Below are 12923 nucleotides of genomic sequence, written 5' to 3'. Positions count from 1 at the left end.
AAAGCCGGGCCTAGCGCCACCCGCTCCAGCCGGCCGGCGCCGCGGGCCAGGGCGGCAAGCGCCGCGCGCGCCGCCTCATGCTCCAGCGCGCCGCCGCCGATCGTGCCCTCCTGGCCGCCGGGCCAGACCAGCATCGCCGCCCCCACCTCGCGCGGGCTTGACCCGTCATGCGCGGCAATCACCACCCGCGCGACCGCGCCCTGCGCCGCCACGGCCCGGGCAAGGGCCTCGCGGTCAAACATCCGCCGGTCCCCGGATTTTCGACGAAAATCCGAAGCTGCGCTTTTTTGACGAAAATCCGCGCCCCTCACGCATGGCCGCGCACCCGTTTGACCGCCGCCAGCACCGCTTCGGCGGTGGCGGGCGCGCGCAGCCCCGGATAGGCGCGCCCGTCGCCGCAGGCCGCCACCGCATCCGACAGCGCCAGAAAGGCGGAAATCCCCAGCATGAAGGGCGGCTCGCCCACCGCCTTGGACTTGCCCACCGTCGCTTCGGGATTCTCGCGCCCCCAAAGCCCGACATTGAACACCCGCGGCCGGTCGGAACAGGCCGGGATCTTGTAGGTGCTTGGCGCATGCGTGGTCAGCCGGCCCTTGCCGTCCCAGACCAGCTCCTCAGTGGTCAGCCAGCCCGCGCCCTGCACATAGGCGCCTTCGATCTGGCCGATGTCGATGGCCGGATTCAGGCTGGACCCGGTGTCATGCAGGATATCGGCGCGCAGGATCCGGTTCTCGCCGGTCAGCGTGTCGATCACCACTTCGCTGACCGCCGCGCCATAGGCGAAATAGAAAAACGGCCGCCCCTGGCCCTTCACCCGGTCCCAGGCGATCTTCGGCGTGGCATAATAGCCGGTCGAGGACAGCGAGATCCGCGCCTGATAGGCACATTGCGCGACCTTCTCGAACGGATAGCTTTCGCCGCCCGCATGCACCATGCCTTCGGCAAAGCGCACGGCCTCGGCCGCGATCTGGTGCTTTTCGGCCAGGAAATCCGCCATCCGGCTGCGGATCGTCAGACAGGCCTCGCGCGCGGCCATGCCGTTCAGGTCACTGCCGGAGCTGGCCGCCGTGGCCGAGGTATTGGGCACCTTGCCGGTATCGGTGGCGGTGATCTTCACCGCGCCCGGATCGAGACCGAAGACCTGGGCCGCCACCTGCGCGACCTTCTGGTTCAGCCCCTGGCCCATTTCGGTGCCGCCATGGTTCAGATGGACCGAGCCGTCCTGATAGACATGCACCAGGGCGCCGGCCTGGTTCAGCCAGGTCAGGGTGAACGAGATGCCGAATTTCACCGGGCTCAGCGCGATGCCGCGTTTCAGGATCGGCGAGGCGGCGTTCCAGCGCGCGATCTCGGCCTTGCGGGCCTGGTAATCCGACCGCTTTTCCAACTCGGCCACCAGCGCGTCGGCGATGAAATCACTCACCTCCATGCCATAGGGCGTGGTCTGGGGCAGGGCGGCCAGACGCTCGGCCTCAACCGCGGCCTTGGCCGCCGCCGGAGAATGCGCGCCGGCAATCCGATGTGCCGTGCCGACTGTGCCCGCAGTTTCGATCCGCGCCGCTGTGCCGCCGGAGGGCCCGGTCTCCAGCCGCCGCCCGCTGCCGGCCAGGCCGGCCGCCCCGCGCGAGGTCAGGTCCGGCGCCTCGCCCGCGGGCAAAGGCGCCGAAGGCCCGGCGCTTTTCATCTGTCCGGAAATATCCTCGGGGGGGCCGGGGGGCGAAGCGCCCCCGGGGCCGGCCACGGGCGCGACCATGCCGCGGTAGAAATTCGCCCGCCGCACCTCCAGCGGCTCCTGCCCCAGGGCGAAGGCGATATGGTCCATCACCCGCTCGATCCCGATCATCCCCTGAGGGCCGCCGAAGCCGCGATAGGCGGTGGCGCTGGCGGTATTGGTCTTCAGCCGGTGGCTTTCGATGCGGATCGCCGGCAGCCAGTAGCAATTGTCGGCATGCAGCATCGCCCGGTCGGCGACCGGCAGCGACAGGTCCTGGCTCCAGCCGCAGCGGAACAGGTGCTGGAATTCCAGCCCCAGCACCCGGCCCCGATCGTCAAAGCCCACGCGATAGCGGATCTTCAGATCATGCCGCTTGCCCGTCACCACCATGTCGTCGTCGCGGTCATAGCGCATCTTGCAGGGCCGCCCCGTCGCCCGCGCCACCAGCGCGCAGGCGATGGCCAGCCAGTTGCCCTGGCTTTCCTTGCCGCCGAAGCCGCCGCCCATCCGCCGAGTTTCCACCCGCACCGCCGCCATCGGCAGATGCAGCGCATGGGCGACCTTGTGCTGCACTTCGGTCGGATGCTGGGTCGAGGAATAGACCTGCATCCCGCCATCTTCCTGCGGCAACACCGCGGCGATCTGGCCTTCCAGATAGAAATGCTCCTGTCCGCCGATCTCGAATGCGTCTTCGATGACATGCGGCGCGGCACCAATCCCCGCCGCCGCATCGCCGCGGGCCCAGATCACCGGCCCGGATTCGAACCGGCTGTCGGCGGCCAGCGCCTCTTCCACGGTCAGGATCGGCTGGCTTTCGGCATAGGTGATCTTCGCCCGCCGCGCCGCCTTGCGCGCCGCCAGATGGCTGGTGGCGGCGACGATGAAGATCGGCCGGGAATGGAACTCGATCTGTTTTGCCGTCAACAGGGGCTCGTCGCCGATCGAGGGCGAGCAATCGGGGATCTCGGCCAGATCGCCGGCCGCGATCACCGCCACCACGCCGGGGGCGTCGCGCACCGCCGACAGATCCATCTCGACGATCTCGCCGCAGGCGATGGTCGACAGGCCGAAGGCCAGATGCAGCGTGCCCGCGGGCAGGGGGATATCGTCCAGATAGCGCGCCTGGCCGGTCACATGCAGCGGCGCGGAATCATGCGGCAGGGGTTTGCCCAGGCTCATGGCGCGACCTCCAGCACGGAAACCGGCGCGCCGGCCAGATCGTGGAAATAGCGCGTCAGCATCGCCTGCGCCGTCTCCATCCGGTAGCCGGCCGAGGCGCGCATGTCGCTGAGCGGGGTGAAGTCCTGCGTCATGGCGGCGGCGGCCCGGGCGACGGTCTCGGCGCTCCAGCCCTGGCCCAGCAGCGCGGCTTCGGCGGCGGCGGCGCGTTTGGGAATGCCCGCCATGCCGCCAAAGGCGATGCGCGCGCCGGTCACGAGGCCGTTCTCGACCGTCACGTTGAGCCCGCCGCAGACCGCGGAAATATCCTGGTCGAAGCGTTTCGACAGTTTGTAGATCCGCAAGGCGGGCGCCTTGGCGGGCAGGGTCAGCGCTTCGACGAATTCGCCGGGGCGGCGGTCCTGCTTGCGATAGTCGAGGAAGAAATCCTCAAGCGGCAGGCTGCGCCGTTCCGCGCCGCGGCGCAGATGCAGCACCGCCCCCAGCGCGATCAGCGCCGGCGGCCCGTCGCCGATCGGGCTGCCATTGGCGATATTGCCGCCGATCGTTGCGGCATTCCTGACCTGGGCGCTGGCAAAACGGCGCAGCATCTCGGCGAAGGACGGGTGATGCGGGGCCATCGCGCTGCGCAATTCGGCAATGGTGGTCATCGCGCCGATGCGGAACTGGTCGCCCTGGGCCTGGATCCCGCGCAACTCGGCCACGCCGTTCAGGAAGCCGACCGGCGCCAGATCGCGCAGCTGTTTCGTCACCCAAAGCCCCACATCGGTGGCGCCGGCCACCAGTGTGGCGTCGGGATGGGCCAGATACCAGTCGGCAAGATCGTCTGCGGTTGTGGGGCGGTAGGCGGCCGGGGGCGCTTCGCCCCCCGGACCCCCAGAGGATATTTTGGCAGAGAGGAAGGCCGCATCCGCTGTCATCCAGGCGGGGACGGGGGCCTGGGCGGCGGCTTCGGCGGCGCGGATGATCGGGGCATAGCCGGTGCAGCGGCACAGGTTGCCGGCCAGAACGTCGTCATGATTCCGGTCGCCGTTCAGATGCGCCGCGGCCATCGAGACCACGAAGCCCGGGGTGCAGAAGCCGCATTGGCTGCCGTGATGGTCGATCATCGCCTGCTGCACCGGATGCAGCGCGCCATCCGGCCCGGGGATGCCTTCGACCGTGCGCACCGCCTTGCCGTGCAGCTGCGGCAGGAACAGGATGCAGGCGTTCATCGCCTTGGATCCGGTCTCGTCCGTGACCATCACGGTGCAGGCGCCGCAATCGCCTTCACAACACGCCTCTTTGGTGCCGCACAGGCCGCGCGTCTCGCGCAGCCAATCCAGGAGCGTCCGCGTCGGGGCTTCTCCCGCAATGCGGACCGGCGTTCCGTTGACCAGAAACGCGATGCTGCTCATATGTACGTCCGCCGCGGTCTCCCCGTTTGAGGCCCCCTGCGCGCCCGCCCGATGCGGCGTAAGGCAGATCGCGCGCCCCTTCTTTTCTTCAGGATCATCAAGCCGGGCCCGGCGATTCAAGGCAAGAACAAACTCTGTGGCTGGGCACGAAGCAGTTTTGCCTTTTGCGGAAGAGTGGCGCCGCCGATCTGCCTGAAAAACCGGCAGGCCGGGCCCGCGCCTGGCCGGGCAGGGGCGCAAGGTGACGTAGGGTCAGGATAACCCTACTGCGGCGGCGCGATGACGTCGTGCTAAGGGGCATGCATAAATTTCCAGGCGAAGATTGATCGCGACGCTTTTCAAAAGGGTGTTTTCCCTTCCGGGTACCGCCGCCCTCCTGCCGGAGTGGCGGCGGTATGCCCTTTCCGGGCAGGTTTTCTAGCGCAGGCCGATCTCTGCCAGCGCCCGCGCCAGATCGGGCGGCAAGGCATCGTCGGCGGCGCGGCCGGGGGCAAGATCGCGCGGGCTGTCTTCGGGCGCCAGATAGCGCCAGCCCTGGAACGGGCGGCGGGGGGCGGCCTCGGTGCGGATCACCTTGCTGTCCAGCACCAGCGCGCAGCGCGCGATTCCGTCCGAGCCGCGGCGTTCCTCAAGCCCCAGAAGCCGCTGGCGGCACAGGATCACCCCCTTGATCACCCAGAACAGCGAGCCGCCGGCCAGCAGATCGGCCTCGCGTTTCGGCCACATCCGGGTGACATGTTCCGCCCGGCCCGCGGGCCAGCGGCCGCGCTGGCTGGTCTGCCAGTCTTCCAGATCCTCGACACTGTCGGCGCCGACGCACAGCTTCAGAAGGTTCACGTATTCCATGCCGGCCAGCATAGGCGCGCCATCGGCGGCTTCAAGTTGACGCTGGCCCGGATCGCAGATATCCTGCGGCTACGCCGCAGATATCCACAAGATATGCCCTGCGGCTTTATCTTTTATGCCTGCAAGATTGGAAGGGGGCGTTCATGACGCGCTTCGCAGCACCCATCGCCGAGTCGATCTGGGATATGAAATACCGCTTCAAGGAGGCGGATGGTACCCCCGTCGACGGCTCGGTCGAGGACAGCTGGCGCCGCATCGCCCGGGCCCTGGCCGAAACCGAGGCCGATCCGGCGCGATGGGAGCAGCCCTTCTATGACGCGCTTGAGGATTTCAAGTTCCTGCCCGCCGGCCGCATCACCGCCGGCGCCGGCACCGGCCGGTCGGTGACGCTGTTCAACTGCTTCGTGATGGGCACCATCCCCGACACGATGCCCGGCATTTTCGACGCGCTGAAGGAAGCGGCGGTCACCATGCAGCAGGGCGGCGGGATCGGCTATGATTTCTCGACCATCCGCCCGCGCGGGGCCGAGGTGAAAGGCGTCGCCGCCGATGCCTCGGGGCCCCTGTCCTTCATGGATGTCTGGGATGCGATGTGCCGCACCATCATGTCGGCCGGCTCGCGCCGGGGGGCGATGATGGCGGTGATGCGCTGCGATCACCCCGACATCGAAACCTTCATCGAGGCCAAGCGCGATCCGGCGCGGCTGCGGATGTTCAACCTGTCGGTGCTGGTGACCGATGCCTTCATGGCCGCGGTCAAGGCCGATGCGCCCTGGGATCTGGTGTTTGACGGCCGGGTCTACCGCACCCTGCAGGCGCGCGATCTGTGGAACCGGATCATGCGCTCGACCTATGATTATGCCGAGCCGGGCGTGATCTTCATCGACCGGATCAATGCGGCGAACAATCTGGGCTATGCCGAGACGATCGCCGCGACCAACCCCTGTGGCGAGCAGCCGCTGCCGCCCTATGGCGCCTGCCTCCTTGGCAGTGTCAACCTGGCGCGGCTGGTCAGCGATCCCTTCGGCAAGGGCGCGGCGCTGGACATGGCGGCGCTGGACCGGCTGGTCCGCGTGGCGGTGCGGATGATGGACAACACCGTCGATGCCAGCGGCTTCCCGCTGCCGCAGCAGGCGCAGGAGGCGCAGGCCAAGCGGCGGATCGGGCTGGGCGTCACCGGGCTTGCCGATGCGCTTTTGATGGTCGGCCAGCGCTATGGCAGCGAAGCGGCAGCGAAACTGACCGGCGACTGGATGCATGCCATTGCCCGCTCGGCCTATCTTGCCAGTGTCGATTTGGCCAAGGAGAAGGGCGCCTTCCCGCTGTTCGACGCCAAGGCCTATCTCGCCAGTGGCAACATGCAGGGCATGGACGAGGATATCCGCGCCGCGGTGGCCCAGCACGGCATCCGCAACGCGCTTTTGACCTCGATCGCGCCCACGGGAACGATCTCGCTTTACGCGGGCAATGTGTCCAGCGGCATCGAGCCGGTCTTCGCCTTCGCCTATACGCGCAAGGTGCTGCAGAAGGACGGCTCGCGCACCGAAGAGGAAGTGGTCGATTACGCCGTGCGCCTGTGGCGCGAAAAGTTCGGCGATGCGCCCTTGCCCGCGCATTTCGTCGATGCCCAGACCCTGGCGCCGCAGGATCATGTGCGCATGCAGGCCGCGGCCCAGCGCTGGATCGATTCGTCGATCTCGAAGACGATCAACTGCCCGGCCGATATCTCATTCGACGCGTTCCAGGATGTCTACATGGCCGCCTGGGATCAGGGCTGCAAGGGCTGCACCACCTACCGGCCGAATGACGTGACGGGCTCGGTCCTGACCGTGTCGGAACAGGCCGAAACGCCAGCCGCCGCCCAGCCGCAGACCGGGGGCGAAGTGGTCTATCTGTCCGAACCGCTGGACCGGCCGGCAGCGCTGGAGGGCCAGACCTTCAAGGTGAAATGGCCGGGCAGCGAACATGCGCTCTACATCACCATCAACGATATCGTCATTTCCGGCCACCGCCGGCCCTTCGAAGTGTTCATCAACTCGAAGAACATGGAGCATTTCGCCTGGACCGTGGCGCTGACGCGGATGATCAGCGCGGTGTTCCGGCGCGGCGGCGATATCTCTTTCGTGGTGGAAGAGCTGAAGGCGGTGTTCGATCCGCGCGGCGGGGCCTGGATGCAGGGCAAATACGTGCCCTCGATTCTGGCCGCGATCGGCGGGGTGATCGAGCGGCATCTGATCGACATCGGCTTCATCGAGGGCGAGGGGCTGGGGCTGAAATCCGACCCCAAGGCCGAGCTTCTGGTGGTGGGCGGCGCGCCGAAGGGCAAGGCCTGCCCCAGCTGCGGCGCCTATGAGATGCGCATGGTCGAGGGCTGCATGACCTGCGGCTCTTGCGGCCATTCGAAATGCGGCTGACGAATTCCCTGGCAATTCCGACGAAAATGGCGCATAGAGAAGGGGCGACACCACACGATCATCGATATCCTGTCTCCTCACGGCTTCAGTTCTCGATCTTTCTCGTGACGAAGCCGGGCCATCGCATCAAGCGGATGGCGACATGACAGGAGTATACACGATGGCCAATGGCACCGTGAAATGGTTCAACACCACCAAGGGTTTCGGTTTCATCGCGCCGGAAAGCGGCTCGAAGGACGTTTTCGTCCACATCTCGGCGATGGAACGCGCCGGCATCCGTGAGCTGCCCGATGGGCAGAAGGTGACCTTCGACGTCGAGCGTGGCCGTGACGGCCGCGAATCGGCGATCAATCTCGCGCTGGCCTGATCGGTCCTTCGCAGGAATTTATAAAAGGCCCCGCATTTGCGGGGCCTTTTTCATTCAGTGGTCCGCCATCGCGGCGGCGGCCTTGATCGCGTCGGTGTCGCGCGGGGCGCCGTTGAAGAAGGCGTTCAGTGCCACCGCGGTGATCGAGGCCAGCAGGATGCCGGATTCGATCAGCGGGTGGATGTCGTGCCAGATCCACTGTTTGAAACTGGGCGCGATCAGCGGAATCATCCCCATGCCCAGGCTGACCGCGACGATGAACAGGTTGTTGCGGTTCTTGGCGAAATCGACGCCGGCCAGAATGCGGATGCCGGTTGCGGCCACCATGCCGAACATCACCAGCCCCGCGCCGCCCAGCACCATGGTCGGGATCGATTCGACCAGCGCGCCGATCTTCGGCACCAGGCCCAGCACCACCATGATCGCTCCGCCCGCGACGCAGACGAAGCGGCTTTTGATTCCGGTCACCCCCACCAGGCCGACATTCTGGCTGAAGGACGTATAGGGGAAGGTGTTGAAGATCCCGCCGATCAGCGTGCCCAGCCCGTCGGTGCGCAGCCCGGCCGACAGCATCGGCTCGGTCACCCGGCGGCCGGTCATGTCGCCCAGCGCCAGAAACATGCCGGTGGATTCGATCATCACGACGATCATCACCAGAACCATGGTGACGATCGGCACCAACTGAAAGGTCGGCGCGCCGAAATGGAAGGGCGTGATCATCCCGAACCAGGCGGCATCGGCCACTTTGCCGAAACTCATCGTGCCCATGACAATGGCGATGAGGCAGCCGATCACGATGCCCAGCAGCACCGAGATATTGGCGACGAAGCCGCGACCGAAGCGGGCGATCATCAGGATCGACAGCAAGACCACGGCCGAGACCAGCATGGCCGACAGCGGCGCATAGGCCGGGTTCGGCACCGAAGCCGCCAGCGCCAGTTTCTCGGGCATCGGCGGCAGGCCGGTCACCGTTCCGGCGGCCATGCCCTCGGTCGCGGCCTTCAGCCAGTCGCTATAGGCCGGATCGACCAGCGAGGGCGCAGTCGGCCCCACGGGATTGCCGAAGATCCAGTTGATGCCGATCCGCATCAGGCTGACGCCGATCACCAGAATGATCGTGCCGGTCACCACCGGCGGAAAGAAGCGCAGCATCCGGCTGACCAGCGGCGCGATCAGGATCGAGATCACCCCGGCCGCGATGATCGCGCCGAAGATCGCCCGCGCGCCCTCGGGGCCCGGATTGGCGCCGGCCATGGCCAGCATCGGGCCCACGGCGGCGAAGGTCACGCCCATCATGACGGGCAGCTTGATGCCGAACCATTGCGTCATGCCAAACGATTGAATCAGCGTCGCAATCCCGCAGACGAACAGGTCGGCCGAGATCAGAAAGGCCACATCGGCCGGCTCCAGCTTCAGCGCGCGGCCGATGATCAATGGCACGGCCACCGCGCCGGCATACATGACCAGCACATGCTGAAGCCCAAGCGTGAACAGTTTCGGCGGCGCGAGAACCTCGTCCACCGGATGCAGATCCGTTGTCATATTCCGTCCCTTTCCCGGGGGCCTTCTTGTTGAATGCCGGATGCGGGGCCGCCCCCGGGCGCGCTCCGGTCTTCTTGTCCGCGGCGATCAGCCCCGGATCACCCGCCAGGCTTCGCTGAAGCGGTGTTCTTCCAGATTGGGCGTGGGACCGATGCGGTCCACCACTGCAAACAGGCCGGGTGCGGCAAGGGGCGTCAAGACGCCATGCCAGGTGCCGCGGGCCAGGTTGATCCCCTGGGCGCCATTTGTCAGGAAGGCGCGCGGAACTGCCTGCGGATCGGGCGATACGATGACAAGGAAAGGCTCCGAGGACAGCGGCACGAAGGCCTGGCTGCCCTCGGGATGGCGTTCGATCAGGTCGAAGTCATAGGGCAGGGCGCGGGGCTGGGCCTGAAAGACCGAGATGCCGGCCTGCCCGCCGGTGTCAGCGCCGAAATCCAGCCGCGCGCGGTCATGGTGGCGCCGACAAAGCCCGGCATTGATCAGGCGGAAATCGCCCGCGGCTTCCAGAACCTGGCCGAAGGGGGCGAAGGCTTCGGCGGTCAGCGGTTCGGTGCGGATCTGGCGCATCGCGGGCTCCTTCTTCGATATGGGTTCGCGCCGGCAGCCGGCCCCTAGCGGCCGGACACGGCGCCTGACCAGGGCCCGCGCAGCCGGGCGTGGCGGTTCACGTCCTTGTACAGCAGATAGCGGAACAGCCCCGGCCCCGCCGCATAGCAGGCCTGCGGGCAATAGGCGCGCAGCCACATGAAATCGCCCGCCTCGACCTCGACCCAGTCGCGGTTCAGCTTGTAGACCGCCTTGCCTTCAAGCACGTAAAGCCCGTGTTCCATGACATGGGTTTCCTCGAAGGGGATCACCGCGCCGGGCTGGAAGGTGACGATGTTGACATGCATGTCATGGCGCAGATCCTGCGGATCGACGAAGCGCGTCGTCGCCCATTTGCCCTCGGTGCCGGGCATGGCGCGCGGGGCATGCAGCTGTTCATTGGTCACGAAGGCCTCGGGCCTGGCGATGCCCGGCGCCGGCTCCCAGATCTTGCGCAGCCAGTGCAGCTGGGCGGGCGCTTCGCCGGTGTTCTTCAGCGTCCAGGCCGCACCTGCGGGCAGATAGGCATAGCCGCCCGGCCCCATCTGATGCGTGGCGCCGTCCAGCGTCAGCACCAGATCGCCCTCGGTCACGAACAGCACGCTTTGCGCCGCGGGGTCGTTCTCGGGCGTGTCGGACCCGCCGCCCGGGGCGATCTTGACGATGTATTGCGAGAAGGTTTCCGAGAACCCCGACATCGGGCGTGCGATCATCCACAGCTCGGTCCGGTCCCAGCCCGGCAGATAGCTGGTGACGATGTCGCGCATCACCCCGCGGGGGATCACGGCATAGGCTTCGGTAAAGACCGCGCGGCCGGTGTGCAGGGCGGTTTGCGGGGGCAGGCCGTCGGCGGGGCCGGCATAGCGGCTCATGGCAGGATATCCTTCAGGCGAAGTTCGGCGATCCGCTCGACCTGGGCGCAGGCCGTGGCGAATTCGGTGTCGGTGTCATTGTCGATCCGTTGGCGGAAGGCCTGCAGGATCGTGTCCTTGCTGTTGTCGCGCACGGCGATGATGAAGGGGAATCCGTGCTTGGCGACGTATTCGGCGTTCAGCTGCTGGAAGGTCGCGCGTTCCGCATCGGTCAGCGCGTCCAGCGCGGCGCTGGACTGTTCGGCGGTCGATTCGGCGGTCAGCCGCTTGGCCTGGGCCAGCTTGCCGGCCAGATCGGGATGGGCGGTCAGAACGCCCAGCCGCTCATCCGGGCTGGCCGAGCGGAAGACCCGCGCCAGCGCATTGTGCAGGCCGGTGGCGCTGTCATGCGCCGGGCCCAGTTCCAGATCGAAGGCGCGTTCGGCGATCCAGGGCGAATGTTCGAAGATCCCGCCGAAGCGCGAGACGAAGCGGGCGCGGCTCATCCGGCTGGGCCGTTCGATGCGCCTGTGCGGATGGGTCGTGGCCCAGTGGTCGGCGATCTGGCCGCGGGTGGCGAACCAGACGCCGGAATGGCCCATCGCATAGTCGATGAACCGCTTGAGCCCGGCGAACTTTCCCGGCCGTCCGATCAGCCGGTTGTGCAGCCCGATCGAGAACATCTTGGCGCGGCCATCCTGGCCCTCGGCATACAGCGTGTCGAACGTGTCCTTCAGATAGGTGAAGAACTGCTCGCCGGTGATATAGCCGGGCGCCGTGGCGAAGCGCATGTCATTGGCTTCCAGCGTGTAGGGGATGACCAGCTGGTCATGGCTGTCAAGTTCCAGCCAATAGGGCAGGTCGTCGTCATAGGTGTCTGAGATCCAGTCCAGCCGCTGGGTCTCGGCGGTCAGCTGCACCGTATGCATCGAGCAGCGGCCGGTGTACCAGCCGCGCGGCGGCTCGCCCACCACTTCCTCGTGCAGGCGGAAGGCTTCGGCGATCTGGCGGGCTTCCTCATCGACGGGCATGTCGCGGTGATCGACCCATTTCAGCCCGTGGCTGGCGATCTCCCATCCGGCCGATTTCATCGCGGCCACCTGTTCGGGGTTGCGCGCCAGCGCCGAGGTGACGCCGTAGATCGTCACGGGAAGCGCCTTCTCGACGAAGAAGCGGTGCAGGCGCCAGAAGCCGGCCCGGGCGCCGTAATCGTAGATCGATTCCATGTTCCAGTGCCGCATCCCCGGCCAGGGGGCGGCGCCGGCGATGTCGGACAGGAAGGCCTCGGATTGCGCATCGCCATGCAGGGTGTTGTTCTCGCCGCCTTCTTCGTAATTCAGCACCAGCGAGATGGCGATCTTCGCGCCCCCGGGCCAACGGGCATCGGGCGGGGTCGGACCATAGCCGCGGAAGTCGCGGGGGTAGCGGTTCATTCGGCTCTCCTTCGTCGTGATCTTCAGCTTAGGCCGGAAAATCGCCGGGCGTTTTCAAGATTTCCACAAAGGAGTTTTTGCGCCACGCCCGGCTGCCCTATGCTGAACTTGTGCTTACTGGAACGGATCGGAACGGGGGACGCAATGGCGATGGGCAGGCTGACGACGCATGTGCTGGATACGGCGCGGGGAAAACCGGCCGCGGGGGTGAAGATCCTGCTCTATCGGATCAGCGGCCAAAGCCATCGCAAGATCGCCGAAGCGGTGACCAATGCCGATGGCCGCACCGATACGCCGATGCTGGAGGGCAAGGCGCTGACGGCGGGGGCGTATGAGCTGGTCTTCTGCGCCGGCGCCTATCTGCGCGCCTCGGGGCAGGCCCCGGCCGAGGGGGTGCTGTTTCTGGACGAGATCCCGATCCGCTTCGGCATCGCCGATCCCGCGGCGCATTATCATGTGCCGCTGTTGATCAGCCCCTTTGCCTATTCCACCTATCGCGGCTCCTGATCGGGCGGGATCAGCCGCGCCCGCAGCCGCCCGCCGGCCGAGGCGGCGATGCGCAGAAGGCGGCGGCGGTCGCCCTGCACCGCGG

General features: G+C 66.9%; 11 protein-coding genes. 3 read left to right on the top strand and 8 right to left on the bottom strand.

The window, feature by feature from the left end:
* From K1Y73_RS19205 to K1Y73_RS19190, 4 genes are all read right to left on the bottom strand, one after another.
* Positions 1-242 (bottom strand): XdhC family protein (locus tag K1Y73_RS19205; RefSeq protein WP_225029918.1); only part of this gene is annotated, 242 nt, incomplete at its 3' end.
* A 65-nt stretch (positions 243-307) separates the two neighbouring features.
* Positions 308-2893, bottom strand: coding sequence for a xanthine dehydrogenase molybdopterin binding subunit (locus K1Y73_RS19200; RefSeq protein WP_225029917.1), 2586 nt, complete (start codon positions 2891-2893; stop codon positions 308-310).
* Positions 2890-4290: a xanthine dehydrogenase small subunit gene (gene xdhA / locus K1Y73_RS19195; RefSeq protein ID WP_225029916.1), complete on the bottom strand. Its 1401-nt coding sequence runs from the start codon at positions 4288-4290 to the stop codon at positions 2890-2892. The genes K1Y73_RS19200 and xdhA overlap by 4 nt, the downstream gene beginning before the upstream one ends.
* A gap of 417 nt (positions 4291-4707) precedes the next feature.
* A complete protein-coding gene (locus K1Y73_RS19190) occupies positions 4708-5136 on the bottom strand; it encodes a DUF1489 family protein (RefSeq protein WP_225029915.1) in 429 nt (142 codons plus the stop codon).
* Between the two features lie 143 nt (positions 5137-5279).
* On the opposite strand from K1Y73_RS19190, the gene K1Y73_RS19185 reads away from it, so the two are divergent.
* On the top strand, positions 5280-7550 hold the full coding sequence (locus K1Y73_RS19185) for an adenosylcobalamin-dependent ribonucleoside-diphosphate reductase (RefSeq protein WP_225029914.1): 2271 nt from the start codon (positions 5280-5282) through the stop codon (positions 7548-7550).
* A gap of 160 nt (positions 7551-7710) precedes the next feature.
* Positions 7711-7917, top strand: a complete 207-nt coding sequence (locus K1Y73_RS19180) for a cold-shock protein (protein ID WP_225029920.1) — start codon at positions 7711-7713, stop codon at positions 7915-7917.
* A gap of 54 nt (positions 7918-7971) precedes the next feature.
* On the opposite strand, the gene K1Y73_RS19175 is transcribed toward K1Y73_RS19180, so the two are convergent.
* From K1Y73_RS19175 to puuE, 4 genes are all read right to left on the bottom strand, one after another.
* Positions 7972-9459, bottom strand: a complete 1488-nt coding sequence (locus K1Y73_RS19175; RefSeq protein ID WP_225029913.1) for a nucleobase:cation symporter-2 family protein — start codon at positions 9457-9459, stop codon at positions 7972-7974.
* An 87-nt stretch (positions 9460-9546) separates the two neighbouring features.
* The gene (locus K1Y73_RS19170; protein WP_225029912.1) at positions 9547-10029 is read right to left on the bottom strand and encodes an ureidoglycolate lyase; all 483 of its coding nucleotides are present in this window, start codon (positions 10027-10029) and stop codon (positions 9547-9549) included.
* Between the two features lie 44 nt (positions 10030-10073).
* Positions 10074-10919, bottom strand: coding sequence for a bifunctional allantoicase/(S)-ureidoglycine aminohydrolase (locus K1Y73_RS19165; protein WP_225029911.1), 846 nt, complete (start codon positions 10917-10919; stop codon positions 10074-10076).
* Positions 10916-12331 (bottom strand): allantoinase PuuE, encoded by a 1416-nt coding sequence (gene puuE, locus K1Y73_RS19160; protein WP_225029910.1) that lies wholly within the window; start codon positions 12329-12331, stop codon positions 10916-10918. Before puuE ends, K1Y73_RS19165 begins: the two co-directional genes overlap by 4 nt.
* 150 nt (positions 12332-12481) lie before the next feature.
* Between puuE and uraH the strand changes: the two genes are divergently transcribed.
* Positions 12482-12838, top strand: coding sequence for a hydroxyisourate hydrolase (gene uraH, locus K1Y73_RS19155; protein ID WP_225029919.1), 357 nt, complete (start codon positions 12482-12484; stop codon positions 12836-12838).
* Positions 12839-12923 lie beyond the last annotated feature (85 nt).

It is taken from the genome of Xinfangfangia pollutisoli (assembly GCF_020179405.1).
GTDB classification, from domain to species: Bacteria; Pseudomonadota; Alphaproteobacteria; order Rhodobacterales; family Rhodobacteraceae; genus Pseudogemmobacter; species Pseudogemmobacter pollutisoli.
This window is presented reverse-complemented; position numbering and strand designations above follow the sequence as displayed.